Below are 20,489 nucleotides of genomic sequence, written 5' to 3' on the forward strand. Positions count from 1 at the left end.
GCCCCGGCCCCGGCGCCCCACCGGCCGCTGCCTGCACCGTCGCGGTCCATGCGGCCGCGCAGGGACGACCGGTCCGGGGGCAGGTTCCCCGTCCGGCCCCGGCCCACCCGGCAGCAGCGCACGCTGCGCTGGCTCGCCGGCGGGTCGGTGCTGCTCACGCTCGGCGCGGCGTCGTCGATCGGCCTCGACCTCCCGACCCTCGTCGCGGGCGGCGAGGACGTCGCGAACCTCGTCGAGCGGATGATGCCGCCACGCCTCGACGACCCGGCCCGCGTCGCGACGCTCGCCCTGGACACGGTCCTCATGGCGTTCCTCGGCACCGTGCTCGCCACGGTCCTGTCGGTGCCGCTCGCGTTCCTCGCCGCCCGCACGACGACGCCGCACCCGCTGGTCGCCACGCTCGCCCGCGGCGTCATCACGTTCTGCCGCGCCGTGCCGGACCTGGTGTTCGCCGTGCTCTTCGTCCGGGCGCTGGGGCTCGGCGTCCTGCCGGGCGTCCTCGCGCTCGCGCTGCACTCCGTCGGGATGCTCGGCAAGCTCTTCGCCGACGCGATCGAGGACGCCGACCCCGGCCCGCGCGAGGCGGTCCGCAGCGTGGGCGTCGGGCGGCTGCGCGAGCTGCTCAACGGCGTCGTGCCCCAGGTGGTGCCCGCGTGGGTCTCGGCGTTCGTCTACCGCGTCGACATCAACCTCCGCACGTCGGTCGTGCTCGGGTTCGTCGGGGCCGGCGGCATCGGGTTCGCGCTGCAGGACGCCCTGCGCGGCCTCGTGTACCCGAAGGCGCTCGGGATCGTCGCCGTGATCCTCGTCCTGGTGGCCGCCATGGAGCTGGTGTCCATGGCGATCCGCCGCTCGCTGCTCGCGCCGCGCCGACCGCGCTACCACCGCGACCGGGTGGTGCGCCTCGCGTCGGGCGCCACAGCCCTCGCTCTCACGGTCTTCTCGTTCGTCCGGCTCGACATCGACCCGCGCGAGCTCGTCACCTCGATACCGGACCTGTTCGCGGTCGCCGGCCGGATGTTCCCCCCCGACCTCACGTCGCTCGGCCCGGCGCTGTGGGAGGCGATGCTCCAGACGCTCGCCATCGGGCTCGTCGCCACGGGCATCGGCGTCGTCCTGTCGCTCCCGCTCGGCCTCCTGGCGGCACGGACGGTCGCGCCCCACCCCGTGGTCCACGCGGCGGCGCGCACGACGATCCTCGTCGTCCGCGCGATCCCCGAGCTCATCCTCGCGGTCGTGTTCGTCGCGGCGGTCGGGCTCGGCCCCGTCGCGGGCGCGATGGCGCTCGGTATCGGGTCGATCGGCTTCCTCGGCAAGCTCGTCGCCGACGCCGTCGAGGAGATCCCGACCGACGCCGCCGAGGCCGTGCGCTCCGTGGGCGGCGGGTGGTGGAAGGTCCTGTTCTCCGCCGTCCTCCCGCAGGGCATGCCGTCGATCGTCGGGTCGTCGCTCTACCTCCTGGACGTCAACATCCGCACGTCCACGATCCTCGGGATCGTCGGCGCGGGCGGCGTCGGCTTCCTGCTCTTCGAAGCGATCCGCACCCTCCACTTCGAGGTGGCCGGCGGGATCGTCCTCCTCGTGTTCGTCGTCGTCCTGCTCATCGAGAGGCTCTCCGGATGGATCCGCGCACAGCTGACCTGACCACCGTCGCGCTCTGGGAGGGCGGTGACGTGGTCCGACTGACCGACGTCCCGCTCCCCGACCTCAAGCCGCGCGAGGTCCTCGTCCGCGTCCGCCTCACGACCGTGTGCGGCAGCGACCGGCACACCGTGTCGGGGCGCCGGTCGGCGCCCGCCCCGTCGGTCCTCGGGCACGAGGCCGTCGGCGACGTGGTCCGCCTCGGCCCGGACGCCCCGCTCGCCGACGACGGCGTGCCGCTCGCCGTGGGCGACCGCGTCGTGTGGGGCGTGACCGTGGCATGCGGCGCGTGCGACCGCTGCCTCGCGGGCCGCAGCGCGAAGTGCCGTGCGGTCCGCAAGGTGGGGCACGAGGCGTTCGCGTCCGAGTGGCCGCTCAGCGGCACCTACGCGCGTCACGTCGTCCTGCCCGACGGCGCGACGCTCGCCCGGGTGCCCGACGGCCTGCCCGACACGGTCGCCGCCCCCGCGGGCTGCGCGACCGCCACCGTCACGGCGGCCGTCGAGGCGGCAGGACCGCTCGAGGGACGGCGCGTGCTCGTCAGCGGCGCCGGGATGCTCGGCATCACGGCCGTCGCGGCGGCGCGGGACGCGGGGGCGGCGGAGATCGTCGTGACCGACCCCGACCCCGGGCGACGCGGCCTCGCGCTCCGGTTCGGCGCGACCTCGGCGCGCGCGACGGACGAACCCGTCGGCCTCGTCGACGTCGCGATCGAGCTGTCGGGCGCGAGCACCGCGGTCGCTCGCGCGCTCGACGTCCTCGACGTCGGCGGTCGTCTGGTCCTCGCCGGCTCCGTGGCGCCCGGCCCCGAGGTGCCGCTCGACCCCGAACGGGTCGTGCGCGGTTGGCTCACGGTCACCGGGGTGCACAACTACGAGCCGCGGCACCTGCGCGCCGCCCTCGACCTGCTCTCCCGGACCCGGGACGTCGCCCCGTGGCACGACCTCGTGACCCCGGCCGTCGACCTCGCCTCGGTCGGCGCGCTCCTCACCGGGCCGCCCGCCGCCGCGCCCCGCACGGCGGTGGCCCCGTGAGCCGGCACGGCCTTCGGGTACCGAGGGCCTCAGCCCTCGCCGAGCTCGACGACGACCCGCACCGCATCCGCGCGCACCCACCGCTCGGTCGACAGCAGCGGACGCCCGTCCGCGGCGTCGCGCGCGAGGCTCGCGATGAGCCACGCCGGGTCGCCGGGCCGGCAGCCGAGGCCCGTGCTCGCCTCCTCCGGCGCGGACTCCATGCTGGCGCGCGTCCACGCGCGCTCCGGCAGCACGCGTGCCGTCGAGCGGAGGATCGCGTCGAGCGACTCCTCGTGCCGCAGGGCGGCCGGCAGCTCCGGCACGAGGCTCGTCGCCAGCCACTCCACGCCCCAGGCCGCGGGCATGCCGTCGATGAACGACCGGCGGACCAGGCGGAACCCCGGCGTGCCCGCCGCGCAGGCGAGCGCCGCGGCGACGTCGTCGGGCAGCGGCACCTCGTCGCACGCGAGGACGACCGTGCGAGGTGTCGCCCCGGCCTCCCGCAGGGTCCGGCTCCACGACGGGGCGCGGCCCGGCGCGACGAGGTAGTCGACCCGACGCCGCGTGAACGTGCCGACGCCCTGGATGCGGCTCACGAGCATGCGGCGCTCGAGCTCCTCGAGCGCCGCCCGGGCGGCGGCGCGGCCGACGCCGAACCGGCGCCCGACGTCCGCCTCCGACGCGACCCGGCTCCCGGACGGGAGGCGGGTCAGCTCGTCGGACAGCACGCGCACGATCTCGGTCGACCTGGTCACGCGCGGACCGTACCCGGGCCGGATGGCCCGCAGGTGAACGCCGCCTGCGGCACGGAGAGGACACCATGAGCACGATCTCCCCCGAGAGGCGCCGCGCGTCGTACCGCGGTCAGCACGTCGTCGTGGTCGGCGCGGGCGTCGTCGGCCTCGGCGCGGCCGCCGAGGCGCACCGGCGCGGCCACCGCGTGACCGTGGTCGAGCAGGCGGCGGGCGTCGTCGGCTCGTCCGTCCAGAACTTCGGCCACGTGTGCGTGACGGCCCAGGCCGGGCAGGCCCGGGCGTACGCGCTCGCGGCGCGCGAACGCTGGCTCGCGCTCGGCGCAGCCGCGGGCTTCCGGGTCGCGCGGACGGGGACGCACGTCGTCGCCCGGACGGCCGCCGAGCTGCGCCTGCTCGCGGAGCTCACCGAGCAGCGCGGCGACGACGAGGTACGCCTCCTCGACGCCGGCGACGTCCGCGCGGTCCTGCCCGTGCGACCGGACGCCGTGGTCGGTGGCGCGTTCCTCCCGCTCGACCTGCAGGTCGACCCGCGGTCGGCTGCGCCGGCGCTCGCCGCGTGGCTCGAGACGCAGGGCGTGCGGTTCCTGTGGCGCACCGCGGCGCGCGCGGTGTCGACAGGCCGCGTCGAGACGACGCGCGGCACGCTGACGGCAGACCTCGTCGTCGTCGCGACGCACCACGACCTCGACCGGCTCCTGCCCGACGTCGCTGCCCACGCCGGGCTCCGCAGGTGCCGCCTGCACATGCTGCGCGTCCGGCCCGGCTCACGGATCCCGCTCACGACGCCGCTCCTCACCGGCTGGTCTACGGTCCGGTACGCGGCGCTCGCGGCGTGCCCGTCCGCGGCGGACGTCGCCACCGAGCTCGCCGCGGCGGACCCCGACGCGGCCGCGTGGGACGTCAACCTCATGATCACCCCGCAGGAGGACGGGACCCTGATCCTCGGCGACACGCACGTGCGCGACGTCGACGCGCCCGTGTTCCAGGACGAGGCCGGCTACGACGTCCTGCTGCGCCTCGGGACCGACCTGCTCGGCCGCGACGACCTGCGCGTCGTCGAGCGCTGGCAGGGCACCTACGCGACCGCCCCCGACCGGGAGGTCCTCCTCGCCGAGCCCGAGCCCGGCGTCCACGTCGCCACGCTCACCACGGGCATCGGCATGACGACGGGCCTCGGCCTCGCCGTCGACGTGCTCGACCGCGCGGGCCTCGACCACGTCGAGCCCGATCGGGCCGAGCCGGCCCCGGGCGCCTGACGAACCGCACGCACCCGCCGCACCACGACCCCGCACACCCTCGGAAGGAACCACACCGTGATCGCACTCGCCGCCCTGGACGTCGCCGGCACCACCGTCGAGGAGGGCAGCGCCGTCTACCGCGCGCTGCACGACGCCGTGGCCCGGCACGGCAGCTCCGCCACCGTCACCGACGTCGCACGCTGGATGGGCGCGGACAAGCGGACCGCCATCCGCGCCCTGCTCGAGCTCGGGGGTGACACGTCCGCCGTCGAGAAGACCTTCGTCGACTTCGAGCGCCTCCTGCGCGAGGCGTACGACGCCGACCCGCCCGTCCCCATGCCGGGCGTCCTCGACGCGTTCGCCGTGCTGCGCGGGCTCGGCGCGCGGATCGCCCTCACCACGGGGTTCTCGGCCGACGTGACCGGGCTCCTGCTCGAGCGTCTCGGCTGGCAGGACGGCGTCGTCGACGCCGTCGTGACCACCGACGACGTCCCTGCCGGGCGGCCCGCGCCCTACATGGTCTTCCGCGCGATGGAGCGCACGGGCGTCACCGACGTGCGGCGGGTGCTCACGGTCGGCGACACCGTGCTGGACCTCGAGGCCGGGACCAACGCGGGTGCCGGACTCGTGGTCGGCGTCCTCAGCGGCGGCGTGCCACGTGACGTCCTCGAGGCGGTGCCGCACACGCACGTCGTCGACAGCGTCGCCGACCTGCCCGACGTGCTGGACGGCGTCCTCGTCCCGACGTCCTGACGTCCGCCTCCTGCGGCTCGGCCGGCGGGACGGCTCCGGCCCGGGCGCCCGGAACGGACAGCAAGAGGCCCCCGGACCGGCGTCTTCCGCCGGCCCGGGGGCCTCTCGTCTCGGTGGGCGATACTGGGTTCGAACCAGTGACCTCTTCGGTGTGAACGAAGCGCGCTACCACTGCGCCAATCGCCCGAGTGCGAGGTCGATACTAGCCTGAACCGGACCGGATCGAGAAACCGGCACGAACGGTCACGGATCGAGGCGCTCACGCCGCCTGCGCTCGAACAGCTCGCGCGCCGCGAGCGACACGGTCCCCGCCTCGACCTCCACGCCGTCGAGCCACGCGACGGGCTGCACGTTGCGCACGGACCCGGTCAGCAGCAGCCCGGCACGGCCGTCGGCCACCTCGTCGAGCACGTCGAACGGCAGCTCGCCCGGGAACGCCTCCCGCACGGGCAGTCCGTCCTCGGCGGCCCACTCGAGGAGCAGCTCGCGCGTGATGCCCGCGAGGCACCCCGCCGACAGCAGCGGCGTGACGAGCTCGCCGTCGCGCTCCACGAAGACGTTGGCGCCCGTCCCCTCGCACAGCTCGCCCTGCGTGTTCGCGAGGAGCGCCTCGTCGCCGCCCTTCGCGACGGCGTCGGCGAGCGCCACGACGTTCTCGGCGTACGACGTCGTCTTGAGGCCCACGACGGCCGACCGCTCGTTGCGCGTCCAGGGCGAGCGCACGGCCCGTCCGCGCGCCACGATCGTCGCCGGACCGGCCGCGACCACGACCGTCTGCGCGCCGGGCGTGCGGCCCGACCCGAGCGGCCCGATCCCCGCGGTGACGGTGATGCGCAGCCGGCCGACCGCGCCCGCACCGCCCGACGCCCGGGTGCGCGCCTCGTCGAGGACCTGCGCGACGGCGTCGCGCACGAGGGCGTCGTCCGGCGCGTCGAGCCCGAGGCCCGCCGCGGAGCGCGCGAGGCGGCGCAGGTGGCGCGTGAGCGCGAACGCCTGGTCGTCGAAGACGGCGCACGTCTCGAACACCCCGTCGCCGACGGTGATGCCGTGGTCGACGGCGCTCAGGGCACGGTCGCCCGGCGTGACGAGACGGCCGTCCGCCCACACGACGAGGTTCTCGGGCGGTGCGGTCGGGGCTCCGGGAGTCGGCAACGGCTGCGTCATGGTTCCAGTGTGCCGGAGGCGAGCCCGACGAGGCGGCGCGCCTTGAGCTCCGTCTCCTCCCACTCGCGCGCGGGGTCGCTCCCCCACGTGATGCCCGCTCCGGTCCCGAACCGCAGCACGCCGTCCGACCACCAGAACGTGCGGATCCCGACCGCGAGGACCGCGTCGTCGCCGTCGACCCACCCGACCGCCCCGCAGTACGGGCCGCGCGGCGCCGTCTCGAGCGCGGCGATGACCCGCAGGGCGGAGGACTTCGGTGCGCCGGAGACGGACGCGGGCGGGAACGTCGCGTCGAGCACGCGCCGCCACCGGTCGGGCGCGTCGAGCACGTCGTCGCGCACCCGGCCGGCGACGCGGCTGACGAGGTGCACGAGCCCGGGGTGCTCCTCCACGGCGAGCAGGTCCGTGACCTCGACCGTCCCGGGGTCGCACACGCGCTGGAGGTCGTTGCGCACGAGGTCGGTGATCATGACGTTCTCGGCGTGGTCCTTCGCGGTGAGGCCGTCCGCGGTGGGGGCGGTCCCCTTGATCGGCCCCGACGTGAGCACGCCGTCGCGCAGCTCCAGGAACAGCTCCGGGGACGCGCTGACGACCCACACCGGGTCGACGCCGCTGCTCGCCGGGACGTGCACCATGCCCGCGTACGGGGCCGGGTTCCCACGGGCCAGACGCCGGGCGAGGGCCTGCGCGTCCGGCTCGCCCGCGCCGCCGGGAACGAGAGGCGCGCTCAGGACGCGGCACACGTTCGCCTGGTAGACCTCGCCCTCGCGCACCTCGTCACGCACGTGCGCGACAGCGCTCTCGTACGCCTGGCGGCTCAGCGAGCTCGTCCACGACGTCGGCGCGGGGCCCTGCCACACTGGCGCGGCGGCACCCTCGGGGCTGCCGGTCGCGTCGGCGCCTCCGGTGCCGTCGGTGGCGGACCAGGTCGCGTCGTCGGCCTCGACGCGCTCGGCGAAGCGCCAGGCGCGCACGCGCCCGCCGACCTCGGGCCCGTCGAAGTCGGCGACGACGAACCAGGGACCTCCGGTGCGCAGCCGCTCGGGCGTACGCCGCACGTCGACGCACTCGAGCACGCCGCGCGCGGCGCGGCCGGAGAAGCGCGCAGCCCCGGCGTCGTCGGGCGTCCTCCCAGGTCCTGGCACGGGCCCACGCTACCCATCGCCTCGCCGGCCGCGTCGCCCCGAACCCCGTGTCCGCCGACCGCAGGTTGACGGCAGGCTGACGGCAGGCTGACGGCGGGCCAAGCCCCGGTTGGACGTCGGGCGCTCCGGTCGACTAATGTCTGGGACGCGCCGGAACGCCGGGGACACCGAAAGGGTCTTCTGAAGGACCGGCCGCGCGGATGTGGCTCAGTTGGTAGAGCATCACCTTGCCAAGGTGAGGGTCGCGGGTTCGAATCCCGTCATCCGCTCGGAGGCCCACTCTCGACGGCTCCCTCGGGGGCGTCGGAGCAGGTCGCGGTGGAGTGGCCGAGAGGCGAGGCAGCGGCCTGCAAAGCCGTATACGTGGGTTCGAATCCCATCTCCACCTCCTACGCAGTACCAGCACCACCTGCAGGACCACCTGGGCGATTGGCGCAGCGGTAGCGCGCTTCCCTGACACGGAAGAGGTCACTGGTTCGATCCCAGTATCGCCCACCAGCACGACACGAAGGCCGTCCCGGCATGACCGGGGCGGCCTTTCGCGTCCCTCGGGCCGGGTGCACGCGCGCGTAGCCCACCGCACACCGACGTGCCCCCCGGATGCGGGAACTCGGCCGAAAGTCGGCTAGTATGTGGACGCGCCGGAACGCCGGGTACGCACGATCTCGTGACCTTCGAGTCCCGATCGACGTCCTCCGAGAGTCCGGCCGCGCGGATGTGGCTCAGTTGGTAGAGCATCACCTTGCCAAGGTGAGGGTCGCGGGTTCGAATCCCGTCATCCGCTCGGAGGCCCTTCTCAGACCGGCTCTCTCGAGAGCGAGAGAGAGGACGTGTCTCACGGTGGAGTGGCCGAGAGGCGAGGCAGCGGCCTGCAAAGCCGTATACGTGGGTTCGAATCCCATCTCCACCTCGCGAGCAGCAACCCTGAAGCACTCCTCGGGGTTGCCACTCGGGCGATTGGCGCAGCGGTAGCGCGCTTCCCTGACACGGAAGAGGTCACTGGTTCGATCCCAGTATCGCCCACCGAGCAGCAGCACGGGCCGTTCCGGAGCACTCCGGAGCGGCCCGCTGTCGTCGGGGGTCCTGCGTGGTCGTGAGGTCCGGCCGCGCCCTGTCCGCGACGTGCCGAACCGTCGCCACCCGCGCCCGCTACGCTCACCGCCATGGCGCACGATCGCACGACCGAGGACACCAGCATCGACGATCGCCGTCGGGCCGACGACCGGCCCGACGTCCTGCCGCTGGGCCGCGCGCCCCGCCCGGTGACCGGTGCCGAGCTGGCCGCACGTGTGCGGTCCGCGCTGGTGGTGGAGGTCGCGGGCGACCTCGCGGAGGGTGCGGTCGAGCACCTCGACCGGCTGCGCGTGAGCGCGACCGTCGACGGCCCGGACGTCCTGACCCTCGACGTCGACCTCAGCGGAGTGGTCGTCAGGCCGACGGTCTCGGCGGACCGCGACGCCACCGACGAGCGTGCGGCTCCGGTGCCCGCCGACGCGGCCGCGCGCGAGGACGGCATCCTGCGGCGCCTGCGCGTCGACGCGCACCCCGTCACGATGGAAGGCGTCCCCGTCGACCTCGTGCTCGAGGCGCAGGACGTGCCGTTCCGGTGGGTCGAGGGCACGGACGGGTCGCTCGGCGTCGAGACGGTGGAACCGGACGACGACGCTCCGCTCGTCGGGCACGTGCGCGTCGCCGCACCGCAGGACGCGCTCGTCGCGACCGCGCGCCGGCTGGTCGAGGAGCCGCTCCGCACGCTGGGCGGCCTCTCCCTCTCCTCCTTCGACGTCGAGATCGAGTCGACGGGATCACGCTCCGCTCGAGGGACCGGGTTCGCCCGTGTCCGCAAGGGCATCCTGTCGGCGAGCATCCATGCGCGGGCGAGCATCGAGGTCGACGCGGCGATGGTCCTCACCGTGCGGGAGCTGAGCCTGACGAGCCGCAACCCGGTGGTCGCCGCCGCCCTGCTCGCGGCGCGCAAGCACGTCGACGAGGCGCAGGGCCAGACCGTCGACCTCGCGGCCGAGCTGCCGGCAGGCATCCGGCTCGCGGACGTCCGGCTCGACGTCGGCGAGTCGGTCGCGGTGTCGGCCCGGTTCGCCTGACCACGACGACCCCGCTCGGAGCCCGGGCTCCCGGAGCTCGGTCAGTCCCGACGTCGTGGCCGCGGGGTGCCGCGCAGCGGCGCCGCCGTGGTGGGGTCCTCCGGCCACGCGTGCTTCGGGTACCGGCCGCGGAGCTCCGCACGCACCTGCGGGTAGCCCTGCGCCCAGAACGACTCCAGGTCGGCCGTGACCGCGGCCGGTCGGCCCGCCGGGGAGAGCAGGTGCAGGAGCACGGACACGCGACCGCCCGCGACGCGCGGCGTGCGGGTCCAGCCGAACGTCTCCTGGAGCCGCACGGCGAGCACCGGCTGGTCCTCGGCGTAGCTCACGGCCACGCGCGACCCGCTCGGGACCTCGAGGCGCTCGGGCGCGAGCTCGTCGAGCCGCGCCGCCTCGGGCCACGGCAGGAGCCGGCGCAGCGCGCCGACGAGGTCCGCGCCCCTCCCCCGGGCGACGGCGGGCAGGTCGGGACCGAGCCAGGCGTCGAGACCGTCGAGGAGCGCGTCGTCGTCGACGGCGGGCCACGGCTCCCCCACCACGCGGTGCAGGAACCGGAGCCGGTCGCGCAGCCGGACCGCACCCTCGCTCCACCGGAGGGAGTCGAGCCCGTCCCGGCGCAGCCCCTCGCGCACCGCCGCGGCGACCGCGTCGGCGGGCGGGTCCCGCCACGGGTCGCGCACGAGCTCGATCGCGCCGAGCGACGTCACGCGCGACGCGCGCACGCGGCCCGACTCCCACTCGACGACGCCTGACGTCCGGAGCTCGCCCGCGGCCGCGGCGCGCGCCGTCGCCTCGTCCAGGGGAGCCGCGGACCGGACGACGGCGTCCGCGCGGCCCGCGGCGCGGTCCACGTCCGCGACGGCGAGCCAGGGCATGCCCTGCAGCGGCGAGCCCGGGGGCAGGGACGCGCCGGCGCCCGACACCATCAGGTACGACTCCCCACCGGGCCGCAGGCGCACGACCCGGTCCGGGTGGGCGAGCGCGACGACGTGGCCGACCGCGGCGTCGTCGGGCAGGCGCGGGCCTCCCTCGGCGTCCGCCGGTCGCCGACCGGTGGCACCGCCGACCGCGTCCCGTGCGACACGCTCGAGCCGGTCCCGCTGCGCCGCCCAGGCGGCGGACCCCGGGCCGCCGCGGCGCAACCCGCGCAGCGCGGCAGGCAGGTCGGCACCCGGCGCACGGACGTCCTCCGACAGCAGCGCGACGACCTCTGCCGCACGTCGCGCGCCGACCCCGGGGACGGCGTCGAGCAGCGCTCGCGCACGACGCGGGTCGGCGGGGACCGCGGCGATGCGGCGCCCGAGGGGTGTCACGCCGTCCGGCCCGACCGCGCCCAGCCCGTGCAGCACGTCGCGCGCCGCAGCGAAGGCGGCCGGGGGCGGCGGGTCCAGGAGCGCGAGCCCGGCGCCGTCGGGACTGCCCCAGCACGCGAGCTCGAGCGCGAACCCGGTGAGGTCGCCGGTCCGGATCTCCGGCTCCGGGTGCCGTGCGAGGCGCGCATGATCGCCCTCCGACCAGCACCGGTACACCGCCCCCGGCGCCTCACGGCCTGCTCGGCCTGCGCGCTGCTCCGCGCCCGCCCGGCTCACGGCGACCGTCACGAGGCCGGGCAGGCCGCGGCGCACGTCGGTGCGCGGCTCGCGCGCGAGCCCGGCGTCGACGACGACCCGCACGCCGGGGACCGTGATCGAGGACTCCGCCACCGCGGTCGAGACCACGACCCGGCGTCGCGGACCGGGATCGAGCGCCCGGTCCTGCTCGCGCGGGGGCAGACGGCCGTGCAGCGGGCGCACGTCCGCGTCCACGCCGGCGAGACCCCGCGACACGAGGTCCACCTCGCGTGCTCCCGGCACGAACACCAGCACGTCGCCCGTGCGCTCGTCCAGCGCCCGGCGGGTCGTGGCGACGACGTGGTCGCAGAACGCACGCGCCGTACCCCGGGCGTCGGTGCGCGGACCCCTCGCCGGGCACCAGACGACGTCGACCGGGTGGAGCGCGCCCTCGACGCGCACCACCGGGACGACGTCCCGGTCCGTACCGGCACGACCCGCGAGCACACGGGCGGTGCGCTCGGCCTCGACGGTCGCGGACATCGCGACGAGGACGAGGTCGTCACGCAGGTTCTCGCGCACGTCCGCCACGAGGGCGAGGGCGAGGTCGTCCTCCAGGTGGCGCTCGTGCACCTCGTCCAGGACGACGGCGGCCACGCCCGGCAGCTCGGGGTCGCGCTGGAGCCTGCGCACGAGCGTGCCGGTCGTGACGATCTCGACCCGGGTGCGCCGCGACGTCCGCGACTCGCCGCGCACGGTGTACCCGACGGTGCCGCCGAGCTCCTCGCCGAGCAGGGACGCGAGGCGCCGCGCCGCGGCGCGCGCGGCGAGCCGGCGGGGCTGCGTCACGACGACGCGCCCCTCCAGCGCGTCCGCGAGGGCCGGCGGGACGAGCGTCGTCTTGCCGGTGCCGGGCGGCGCCTGGACGACGACGGCCCCGACGTCGTGCGCGCCGCCGACGACCTCGGCCAGGTGGCCCCCCACGGGCAGGTCGGGCGGTGCGGCGAGGAGACGGGCTTTCGGGTCCACCCCCGTAGTGTCCCGTGCACGCCCCCTTCCCCGGGCAGCGGCGCCCGGCGTACGGTCGAGGGCATGTGCCGGAACATCACGACCCTGCGCGGCCTCGTCCCCCCGGCGACGGAGGAGGAGGTCGAGGCCGCCTCCCGTCAGTTCGTCCGCAAGGTGACCGGGATCCAGCGCACGAGCGCCGCGACGGAGGAGCCGTTCGAGCGCGCCGTGTCGGAGATCCAGGAGATCGTCGCGCGCCTGCTCGACGAGCTCCCCGAGCGCCGCCAGCCCCCGCCGACGGTCCCGCCGCTGCGCCGCGAGGAGGTCCGCGCGCGCATCGCCGCGCGCGAGGCGGCGGAGCGCGAGCACGAGCGCGCGCACGCCCTCGGCGTCGCCCACTCGCACGACCACGCCGAGGAGGACGCGCCGACCGCCCGCACCGCCGGCGTCTAGGCTCGTCCCGTGGAACTCGCTCCCCCGACCCTCGACAGCGCGACCTCAGGCAGCGGCACCCACGACGTGGAGCGGCCCGAACCCGTGAGCGCGTCGATGCGCCGGGCCAAGGCGGGTGCGCGCGCCGCGCACGTCACCACGGGCCAGGTGCGCGAGGACGGGTCGGGCCGCGTGACGATCGAGTGCTCGTGCGGGATGGTCCTGACGAACGGACCGGACTGGACCGTCGACGAGCACATCCGCCTGCACCGCGCCGAGGCGCGCTACCTCGCGCTCAGCGCCGTCGCGCCCGCCGGTATGCCCCGCATCCTGCCCGTCGACGCCGCGCGTCTGCCGCGACTGGACTGAGCCCTCCCGCGACCGGGCCGCGCGCAGACCGGCCGGTGCGGCCCGTGGTGCGGCCCGCCCGGCTCAGAGCTCGTCGGGGTCGTCCCACGACGTCCCGGACGACGCCCCCTCGATCGGACGTCGCTCGGTCTCCGACAACGAGTGCGGCGCCTTCGTCGCGTCGCCCCCCGTCAGGACGTCTCCGCGCTCCTCCTCGTCGTCGCGGTGCGGGGACAGCCGGGCCGAGGCGATGTCGGACTGGTTGAGATCGTCGGTGCGGCGCGGGTCGGTGCTCATGCCACGGGTCTACCAGGTCCCCCGGGCACCCGCACGCGGTCCCTCGTCCGGGCTCGGTGGTGAGGCCAGGACAGGCTTCCGCGGAGACGACGAGGTGTGCTTGGCACACTTTTTCTTAGCCGTCGACATGTGGTGCGCGTCTCAGTCCCGACGGCGACTCCCCAGGGCGACGGTCGGTGGCCCGTGACATCCTCTGGGGATGCAGACCTGGCCTGGCCACCCCTACCCCCTCGGGGCCACCTACGACGGCTCGGGGACCAACTTCGCCCTCTTCTCCGAGGTCGCCGAGCGCGTCGAGCTGTGCCTGCTCCACGACGACGGCACGGAGCAGCGCGTCGAGGTGGAGGAGGTCGACGCCCACGTGTGGCACGTCTACCTCCCCGGCGTCGACCCCGGTACCCGCTACGGCTACCGCGTGCACGGTCCGTACGACCCGGCGAACGGGCACCGGTGCAACCCGTCGAAGCTCCTCCTCGACCCGTACGCCAAGGCGATCGAGGGTCAGATCGACGGTGACGAGTCGCTGTTCTCGTACCGGTTCGGCGAGGACCAGCCGGACGCGGCCGCCCCCGGTGCCGCCGGTGACGGCGCGGACGCCGGCGAGGCCCCCGACGCCGGCGGCGACCGGGAGACCGGGCGACCGTCGTCGGGCGCCGCGCTCAACGACGACGACTCCGCCGAGCACACAATGGTCTCCGTCGTGGTGAACCCGTTCTTCGACTGGGGCCACGACCGCCCGCCGAACCGGGACTACCACGACAGCGTGATCTACGAGGCGCACGTCAAGGGCATGACGATGCTCCACCCGGACGTGCCCGAGGAGCTGCGCGGGACCTACGCGGGCATGGCGCACCCGTCGGTGATCGAGCACCTCGTGACGCTCGGCGTCACGGCGGTCGAGCTCATGCCCGTGCACCAGTTCGTCAACGACCCGAACCTTGTCGAGAAGGGGTTGTCGAACTACTGGGGCTACAACACGATCGGCTTCTTCGCGCCCCACAACGGGTACGTGGCCTACGGGACGCGCGGCCAGCAGGTCATGGAGTTCAAGTCCATGGTCAAGGCGCTGCACGAGGCGGGCATCGAGGTGATCCTCGACGTCGTGTACAACCACACGGCCGAGGGCAACCACATGGGGCCCACCCTGAGCTTCCGCGGCATCGACAACAAGGCCTACTACCGCCTGGTCGACGGCGACGAGGCGCACTACTTCGACACCACGGGCACGGGCAACTCGCTGCTCATGCGCTCGCCGCACGTGCTGCAGCTCATCATGGACTCGCTGCGGTACTGGGTGACGGAGATGCACGTCGACGGGTTCCGGTTCGACCTCGCGGCGACGCTCGCGCGCCAGTTCCACGAGGTCGACCGCCTCTCGGCCTTCTTCGACATCGTGCAGCAGGACCCGGTCATCTCCCAGGTGAAGCTCATCGCCGAGCCGTGGGACCTCGGCTCGGGCGGCTACCAGGTGGGTGGCTTCCCGCCGCTGTGGACCGAGTGGAACGGCGACTACCGCGACACGGTGCGCGACTTCTGGCGCGGCCAGTCCTCGACGCTGCCCGAGTTCGCGAGCCGGCTCACGGGGTCGTCGGACCTCTACGAGCACAGCGGGCGCAAGCCCATCGCGTCGATCAACTTCGTCACCGCGCACGACGGCTTCACGCTCAACGACCTCGTGTCGTACGACCACAAGCACAACGAGGCGAACGGCGAGGACAACAAGGACGGCGAGAACCACAACCGCTCGTGGAACTGCGGCGTCGAGGGTCCGACCGACGACCCCGAGGTCCGGGCGCTGCGCGCCCGCCAGCGCCGCAACTTCCTCACGACGCTCCTCCTGTCCCAGGGCGTGCCCATGCTCGCGCACGGCGACGAGATCGCCCGGACCCAGGGCGGCAACAACAACGGGTACTGCCAGGACAGCGAGATCACGTGGATGGACTGGCGCGGCATCGTCGACGACGCCCACTCGGCGGAGCCGCCGTCGCACGACGACGACGTGCCCGCGGACCCGGACGCCGAGGAGCGCCGCGCGCTGCTCGAGTTCGCCCGCCGCGTCGTGTGGCTGCGCCGCGACCACCCCGTGCTGCACCGACGGCGCTTCTTCGTGGGACGCGGCGCCGAGGACACGGCGGACGACGCCGCGCACCTGCCGGACATCGAGTGGCTCGACATCACGGGCTCGCGCATGGACTCCGAGGACTGGAACCAGGCGTTCGCACGGTCCGTGATGGTGTTCCTCAACGGCGACGCGATCCCGGAGACGGACCGCCGCGGCGAGCCGATCGTCGACGACTCGTTCCTGCTGCTCCTCAACGCGCACCACGACGTGCTCGAGTTCACGGTCCCGGGCGCGGAGTACGGCGAGTCGTGGTCCGTCGTGCTCGACACGGACGGCACGGTCGACCTCGGCGACGAGCTCCGCCCGGGCGACACCGTGCCGGTCACGGGCCGCAGCTCGATCGTCCTGACCCGGCCCCCGCTCCGGTGACGGGGCGCATGACCGGCACGGCGACGGAGCGGACGGGCGAGGCCGTGCGCGACCCGGAGCCGGGCGCGCCGTCGCACCGGGCCGCCCCGGTCTCGACCTACCGGCTCCAGCTGGGGCCGGACCTCACGTTCGACGCCGCCGCGCGCCAGGTGCCGTACCTCGCGCGCCTCGGCGTCACGCACCTCTACCTGTCCCCCGTGCTCCAGGCGGCGCCGGGATCGACGCACGGCTACGACGTCGTCGACCACTCCCGCATCAGCGCCGAGATGGGCGGCCGCGCCGGACTCGACCGGCTCGCCGCGGCCGCGCGGGACGCGGGGCTCGGGATCGTGCTCGACGTCGTGCCCAACCACATGGCGGTCCCGACGCCCGCATGGCACAACCGCGCGCTGTGGTCCGTGCTCGCGGACGGCCCCGAGTCGCCGTACGCGTCGTGGTTCGACGTCGACTGGTCCGCCGGGGAGGGGGCGCTGCTCATGCCCGTGCTCGGCGTGCGGCTCGGGGACGCGCTCGCCGCGGGCGACCTCGTCCTCGACGAGATCGTCGTCCCCGACGCGCCCGACGACGGCACGGTCGACCCACGCTCCGACGTCGCGGCCGACGACGCTCCGGGCGGGACGCGCACGACCGTCCTGCGGTACTTCGAGCACGTGTTCCCCGTGCGCGAGGGCACGCAGGACCTCCCCCTCGCCGAGCTCGTCGAGCGGCAGCACTACCGCCTGGCGTTCTGGCGCGTCGGCGACGAGGAGCTCAACTACCGGCGGTTCTTCGACGTCGGCTCGCTCGTCGCGGTGCGCGTCGAGGACGAGGCCGTGTTCGACGCGACGCATGCGCTCCTGCTCGAGCTCGTGACGTCCGGGGTCGTCGACGGCCTGCGCATCGACCACCCGGACGGGCTCGCCGACCCCGGGCAGTACCTCGACCGGCTCGCCGAGCGCACGGACGGCGCCTGGGTCGTCGTCGAGAAGATCCTCGCGGGCGACGAGCAGGTGCCGCCGGACTGGGCCACGGTCGGCACCACCGGGTACGACGTCGCGTGGCGCCTCCAGCAGCTCTTCGTCGACCCGGGCGGTCGCGCCGGGCTCGACGCGGTGATGACACGTCTCACCGGCGACCTGGCGGGTGGGCTCGAGGGCGTCGTCGAGCAGGCCAAGCACGAGGTCGTGGCCGGACCGCTGTACGCGGAGGTCCACCGCCTGACGGACCTCGCGGCCGCGGTCTGCCACGACGACCCGCGCCTGCGCGACCACACGTGGCGCGCCCTGCACCAGTGCCTGCGCGAGCTGCTCGTCGCGTTCGACCGGTACCGGGCCTACGTCGAGCCCGGCGTCACGCCGCGGCACGAGGCCGTGCGTGCCGTCGAGGAGGCCGCGGCGCGCGCCCGCGCGCGCCTGGACCCGCAGCGCGGCGACACGCTCGACGTCGTCGTCGACCTGGTGCTCGGGCGCGAGGTCGGGAGCGCGGGGCGCCGCCGCGAGGCGCGCCGCGACGAGCTCGTCGTCCGGTTCCAGCAGGTGTGCGGCGCGGTGACCGCGAAGGGTGTCGAGGACACCGCGTTCTACCGCTGGACCGAGCTCTCGAGCCTCTGCGAGGTCGGCGGCGAGCCGGACCGGTTCAGCCTCGGGGTGCACGACTGGCACGCCTTCGCCCAGCGCTTCTCGGCGCTCACACCGCTCGCGCTCACGGCCGGGTCGACGCACGACACGAAGCGCGGCGAGGACACCCGCGCCGCGCTCGGGGTCCTCGCCGAGGACGCGACCGGCTGGTCCCGGCTCGTCGAGGAGGTCCGGTCCGCGAGCGCCCCGTACCGCGGCGTGCTCGTCGACGGGCTCGCCGAGAACCTGCTGTGGCAGACGGTCGCGGGCACGTGGCTGCCCGACGCGCCGGCCGCGACCGACAGGACCGATGCCGCCGACGGGCCGACGCGCTCCGGCGACGAGCACCGGGTGATCGCGGCCGACCGACTCGTCGACTACCTGCGCAAGGCGCTGCGCGAGGCCAAGGTCCGCACGTCGTGGACGAGCCCCGACGAGGCGTACGAGCGCGCGGTCGAGGACCTCGCGCGGCGCGCGCTGGAGGACCCGGCGGTCCTCACCGCGTTCGCGCGCTGGTCCCACGACCACCGCGAGGAGCTGCGCGCGGCGAGCCTCGGCATCAAGCTCGCGCAGCTCACCGCCCCGGGGGTCGCGGACGTGTACCAGGGCAGCGAGGGATACTCCCCCACGCTCGTGGACCCGGACAACCGGCGCCCGGTGGACGTCCGCGACCTCGACCAGCGCCTCGTACGGCTCGACGAGGGCGGCGGCGCACGGACGCTCGCCGACGAGAAGCTCCTCGTCACGTCGCGCGCGCTGCGGCTGCGTCGCGACCTCCCCGAGGCCTTCGTCGGGCCCGGGGCGGGCTACTCGCCCGTCGCCACGTCGACCCCGTGCGCGCTCGCCTTCGCCCGTACGCTCGACGGCACGCCGCGCGCGGTGACGGTCGCGACCCGCCTGCAGGGCACGGTCCGGCGTCTCGGCGGGTGGCGCGACCACGTCGTCGCGCTGCCTGCCGCGACCGGCGGGTGGCGGGACGTGCTCACCGACCGCGTGCACCCCGCAGGGCCGGTCCTGGTCGCCGAGCTCCTGGCGGACCTGCCGGTCGCGCTGCTCGTCGAGGCGGGTACCGCATGACGCCGGCCCCACCGCCGCGCGGGACCCCGATGCTCTCCGTGCCGGGACCTCGACCGCTCGTGTGGGCGCCGACCGCGCGGACCGTCGAGCTGCTCCTCCCACGGCCGGGCTCGGGCACGTTCGACGACGCCCGTCGGGAGTCGCTGCGGCTCGTCGGGGCGCACGTCCCGGGCTGGTGGGGCTACGACCACGAGCTGCCGGGAGGGACGGACTACGGCTTCGCGGTCGACGACGGCCCCGGCCGCCCGGACCCGCGCAGCCCGTGGCAGCCCTACGGGGTGCACGGTCCGAGCCGCACGTTCGACCCGTCGTTCGCCTGGACCGACGACGGCTGGGCAGGTCGCGACGTGCGCGGCGAGGTCCTGTACGAGCTGCACGTCGGGACCTTCACGGAGGAGGGCACGCTCGACGCCGCGACCGGCCGGCTGGACCACCTCGTCGACCTCGGCGTCGGCGCGGTCGAGCTCCTGCCCGTCGCGGCCTTCGGGGGCCGCCGGGGCTGGGGGTACGACGGCGTCCACCTCTACGCGGTGCACGAGCCCTACGGGGGGCCGCGCGCGCTGCAGCGCTTCGTCGACGCCGCGCACGCGCGAGGTCTCGCCGTCGTGCTCGACGTCGTCTACAACCACCTGGGTCCGTCCGGGAACTACCTGCCCGAGTTCGGGCCGTACTTCACGGACGCCCACCACACGCCGTGGGGTGCGGCGGTCAACCTCGACCGCTCGGGCAGCCGTGAGGTGCGCGAGTGGGTCGTCGACAACGCGGAGCGCTGGTTCGTCGAGTTCCACGTGGACGCGCTGCGTCTCGACGCGGTCCACGCGCTCGTCGACGACTCGCCGACCCACGTGCTCGCCGATCTCGCGCGGCGGGTCGACCGCGTCGAGCAGGAGCTGGGCCGCCCGCTCACCCTGATCGCCGAGTCCGACGAGAACGACCCGGCGACCGTGACGGCCGTCGAGCAGGGCGGTCGCGGCATGCGCGCGCAGTGGGCCGACGACGTGCACCACGCCCTGCACGCGCTCCTCACCGGGGAGCGCGACGGCTACTACGTCGACTTCGGGTCGGTCGCCGTGCTGCGCAAGGCGCTGACCGGTGTGTTCGTCCACGACGGCACGTGGTCGACGTTCCGCGGCACGCCCTGGGGCCGGCCGGTGCCCGAGGGGACCGACGGGCACGCGTTCGTCGTGTGCACCCAGAACCACGACCAGGTGGGCAACCGCGCGCAGGGCGACCGGCCGTCGGCGACGCTCGACCCCGGAGGTCTCGCGACGTCCGCGGCGCTCGTGCTGCTGTCCCCGTTCACCCCGATGCTCTTCATGGGCGAGGAGTGGGGTGCGTCGACGCCGTGGCAGTTCTTCACCGACCACGACGACCCGGAGCTCGCCCGGGCGGTCCGGGAGGGCCGCGCCGCGGAGTTCGCCGGGCACGGCTGGGGCGCGGTGGACGGGGGCCCGGTCGTGCCCGACCCGCAGGACCCCGCGACGCGCGACGCGAGCGTGCTCGACTGGTCCGAGCGCCACGACGGCGACCACGCGCGCCTGCTCGACTGGTACCGCACCCTCGTCGGGCTGCGCACACGCGCCGACGTGCGCTCCGGTGACCTGTCGGCGGTGACGGTGCACGGCCCCGAGGGCGCGGACGACGACGCGTCCGGCGAGGAGGGCAGACGTGGCCCCGAGGACGGGCCGGCCTTCGTCGTGGAGCGCCGGACGATCGCCGTCGCCGTGAACCTGGGCCGCCGACGTCGGACCCTGCAGCTCGCCCTCGGCGGCTCGCCCCGACTGCTCGCGGCGTGGGACCCGGCGACGGAGGTCCGGGGACGGATCGTCGACCTTCCCGCGCGTTCCGTCGCCGTCGTGTCCTGGGTGTGACTACGC

General features: G+C 75.2%; 15 protein-coding genes and 7 tRNA genes. 16 read left to right on the plus strand and 6 right to left on the minus strand.

Annotated features, from left to right (window positions below; translation table 11 throughout):
* Positions 1-48 precede the first annotated feature (48 nt).
* Together phnE and ACZCLJ_RS04020 are read left to right on the plus strand one after the other, a co-directional pair.
* Positions 49-1,644 (plus strand): phosphonate ABC transporter, permease protein PhnE, encoded by a 1,596-nt coding sequence (gene phnE / locus ACZCLJ_RS04015; protein ID WP_463105555.1) that lies wholly within the window; start codon positions 49-51, stop codon positions 1,642-1,644.
* Positions 1,620-2,675 (plus strand): zinc-binding dehydrogenase, encoded by a 1,056-nt coding sequence (locus ACZCLJ_RS04020; protein ID WP_463105556.1) that lies wholly within the window; start codon positions 1,620-1,622, stop codon positions 2,673-2,675. The genes phnE and ACZCLJ_RS04020 overlap by 25 nt, the downstream gene beginning before the upstream one ends.
* A gap of 29 nt (positions 2,676-2,704) precedes the next feature.
* Here the strand turns inward: ACZCLJ_RS04020 and ACZCLJ_RS04025 are convergent, their stop codons facing one another.
* On the minus strand, positions 2,705-3,412 hold the full coding sequence (locus ACZCLJ_RS04025) for a GntR family transcriptional regulator (RefSeq protein ID WP_463105557.1): 708 nt from the start codon (positions 3,410-3,412) through the stop codon (positions 2,705-2,707).
* 65 nt (positions 3,413-3,477) lie between these two features.
* Here ACZCLJ_RS04025 and ACZCLJ_RS04030 point away from each other — a divergent pair, with 65 nt between their 5' ends.
* The gene (locus ACZCLJ_RS04030) at positions 3,478-4,668 is read left to right on the plus strand and encodes a TIGR03364 family FAD-dependent oxidoreductase (protein WP_463105558.1); all 1,191 of its coding nucleotides are present in this window, start codon (positions 3,478-3,480) and stop codon (positions 4,666-4,668) included.
* A 57-nt stretch (positions 4,669-4,725) separates the two neighbouring features.
* A complete protein-coding gene (locus tag ACZCLJ_RS04035) occupies positions 4,726-5,403 on the plus strand; it encodes a phosphonatase-like hydrolase (protein ID WP_463105559.1) in 678 nt (225 codons plus the stop codon).
* Positions 5,404-5,517: 114 nt separating this feature from the next.
* Here the strand turns inward: ACZCLJ_RS04035 and ACZCLJ_RS04040 are convergent.
* The 3 genes from ACZCLJ_RS04040 to ACZCLJ_RS04050 all read right to left on the minus strand — a co-directional run bounded on the left by ACZCLJ_RS04040 (position 5,518) and on the right by ACZCLJ_RS04050 (position 7,712).
* Positions 5,518-5,589: transfer RNA gene (locus tag ACZCLJ_RS04040), tRNA-Val, on the minus strand.
* Between the two features lie 57 nt (positions 5,590-5,646).
* Complete coding sequence (locus tag ACZCLJ_RS04045) at positions 5,647-6,567, minus strand: aminotransferase class IV (RefSeq protein ID WP_463105560.1); 921 nt, start codon at positions 6,565-6,567, stop codon at positions 5,647-5,649.
* Entirely contained in the window at positions 6,564-7,712 is a 1,149-nt protein-coding gene (locus tag ACZCLJ_RS04050; protein ID WP_251150870.1) for a chorismate-binding protein, read from the minus strand. Before ACZCLJ_RS04050 ends, ACZCLJ_RS04045 begins: the two co-directional genes overlap by 4 nt.
* Before the next feature lie 196 nt (positions 7,713-7,908).
* Here ACZCLJ_RS04050 and ACZCLJ_RS04055 point away from each other — a divergent pair.
* The 7 genes from ACZCLJ_RS04055 to ACZCLJ_RS04085 all read left to right on the plus strand — a co-directional run bounded on the left by ACZCLJ_RS04055 (position 7,909) and on the right by ACZCLJ_RS04085 (position 9,814).
* Positions 7,909-7,981, plus strand: a tRNA-Gly gene (locus ACZCLJ_RS04055).
* 48 nt (positions 7,982-8,029) lie between these two features.
* Positions 8,030-8,100 (plus strand) — tRNA-Cys (locus ACZCLJ_RS04060).
* A gap of 35 nt (positions 8,101-8,135) precedes the next feature.
* Positions 8,136-8,210, plus strand: a tRNA-Val gene (locus tag ACZCLJ_RS04065).
* A 213-nt stretch (positions 8,211-8,423) separates the two neighbouring features.
* Positions 8,424-8,496, plus strand: a tRNA-Gly gene (locus ACZCLJ_RS04070).
* Between the two features lie 55 nt (positions 8,497-8,551).
* A tRNA-Cys gene (locus tag ACZCLJ_RS04075) sits at positions 8,552-8,622 on the plus strand.
* A 41-nt stretch (positions 8,623-8,663) separates the two neighbouring features.
* A tRNA-Val gene (locus ACZCLJ_RS04080) sits at positions 8,664-8,735 on the plus strand.
* A gap of 140 nt (positions 8,736-8,875) precedes the next feature.
* A complete protein-coding gene (locus tag ACZCLJ_RS04085) occupies positions 8,876-9,814 on the plus strand; it encodes a hypothetical protein (RefSeq protein ID WP_463105561.1) in 939 nt (312 codons plus the stop codon).
* Positions 9,815-9,855: 41 nt separating this feature from the next.
* On the opposite strand, the gene hrpB is transcribed toward ACZCLJ_RS04085, so the two are convergent.
* Complete coding sequence (gene hrpB / locus ACZCLJ_RS04090) at positions 9,856-12,393, minus strand: ATP-dependent helicase HrpB (protein WP_463105562.1); 2,538 nt, start codon at positions 12,391-12,393, stop codon at positions 9,856-9,858.
* Positions 12,394-12,456: 63 nt separating this feature from the next.
* Here hrpB and ACZCLJ_RS04095 point away from each other — a divergent pair, with 63 nt between their 5' ends.
* Both ACZCLJ_RS04095 and ACZCLJ_RS04100 read left to right on the plus strand, forming a co-directional pair.
* Positions 12,457-12,825, plus strand: coding sequence for a DUF2277 domain-containing protein (locus ACZCLJ_RS04095; RefSeq protein ID WP_463105563.1), 369 nt, complete (start codon positions 12,457-12,459; stop codon positions 12,823-12,825).
* A 9-nt stretch (positions 12,826-12,834) separates the two neighbouring features.
* Positions 12,835-13,173, plus strand: coding sequence for a hypothetical protein (locus tag ACZCLJ_RS04100; RefSeq protein ID WP_463105564.1), 339 nt, complete (start codon positions 12,835-12,837; stop codon positions 13,171-13,173).
* A gap of 63 nt (positions 13,174-13,236) precedes the next feature.
* Here the strand turns inward: ACZCLJ_RS04100 and ACZCLJ_RS04105 are convergent, their stop codons facing one another.
* The gene (locus ACZCLJ_RS04105; RefSeq protein ID WP_251150865.1) at positions 13,237-13,449 is read right to left on the minus strand and encodes a hypothetical protein; all 213 of its coding nucleotides are present in this window, start codon (positions 13,447-13,449) and stop codon (positions 13,237-13,239) included.
* Between the two features lie 199 nt (positions 13,450-13,648).
* Between ACZCLJ_RS04105 and glgX the strand changes: the two genes are divergently transcribed.
* The 3 genes from glgX to treZ are packed head-to-tail and all read left to right on the plus strand — an operon-like array spanning position 13,649 to position 20,483.
* Positions 13,649-15,940: a glycogen debranching protein GlgX gene (gene glgX, locus ACZCLJ_RS04110; RefSeq protein ID WP_463105565.1), complete on the plus strand. Its 2,292-nt coding sequence runs from the start codon at positions 13,649-13,651 to the stop codon at positions 15,938-15,940.
* A gap of 8 nt (positions 15,941-15,948) precedes the next feature.
* Positions 15,949-18,612, plus strand: coding sequence for a malto-oligosyltrehalose synthase (gene treY, locus ACZCLJ_RS04115; protein WP_463105566.1), 2,664 nt, complete (start codon positions 15,949-15,951; stop codon positions 18,610-18,612).
* Entirely contained in the window at positions 18,609-20,483 is a 1,875-nt protein-coding gene (treZ, locus tag ACZCLJ_RS04120; protein WP_463105567.1) for a malto-oligosyltrehalose trehalohydrolase, read from the plus strand. The genes treY and treZ overlap by 4 nt, the downstream gene beginning before the upstream one ends.
* Positions 20,484-20,489: the final 6 nt, after the last annotated feature.

The organism is Cellulosimicrobium sp. So1_17 (assembly GCF_055181235.1).

Coding starts and splice junctions, on each gene's coding strand:
- ACZCLJ_RS04020 (WP_463105556.1), top strand. CDS start 1,620: ATGGATCCGCGCACAGCTGACCTGACCACCGTCGCGCTCTGGGAGGGC.
- treZ (WP_463105567.1), top strand. CDS start 18,609: ATGACGCCGGCCCCACCGCCGCGCGGGACCCCGATGCTCTCCGTGCCG.
- ACZCLJ_RS04095 (WP_463105563.1), top strand. CDS start 12,457: ATGTGCCGGAACATCACGACCCTGCGCGGCCTCGTCCCCCCGGCGACG.
- ACZCLJ_RS04030 (WP_463105558.1), top strand. CDS start 3,478: ATGAGCACGATCTCCCCCGAGAGGCGCCGCGCGTCGTACCGCGGTCAG.
- glgX (WP_463105565.1), top strand. CDS start 13,649: ATGCAGACCTGGCCTGGCCACCCCTACCCCCTCGGGGCCACCTACGAC.
- ACZCLJ_RS04045 (WP_463105560.1), bottom strand. CDS start 6,567: ATGACGCAGCCGTTGCCGACTCCCGGAGCCCCGACCGCACCGCCCGAG.
- treY (WP_463105566.1), top strand. CDS start 15,949: ATGACCGGCACGGCGACGGAGCGGACGGGCGAGGCCGTGCGCGACCCG.
- ACZCLJ_RS04085 (WP_463105561.1), top strand. CDS start 8,876: ATGGCGCACGATCGCACGACCGAGGACACCAGCATCGACGATCGCCGT.
- ACZCLJ_RS04105 (WP_251150865.1), bottom strand. CDS start 13,449: ATGAGCACCGACCCGCGCCGCACCGACGATCTCAACCAGTCCGACATC.
- phnE (WP_463105555.1), top strand. CDS start 49: ATGCGGCCGCGCAGGGACGACCGGTCCGGGGGCAGGTTCCCCGTCCGG.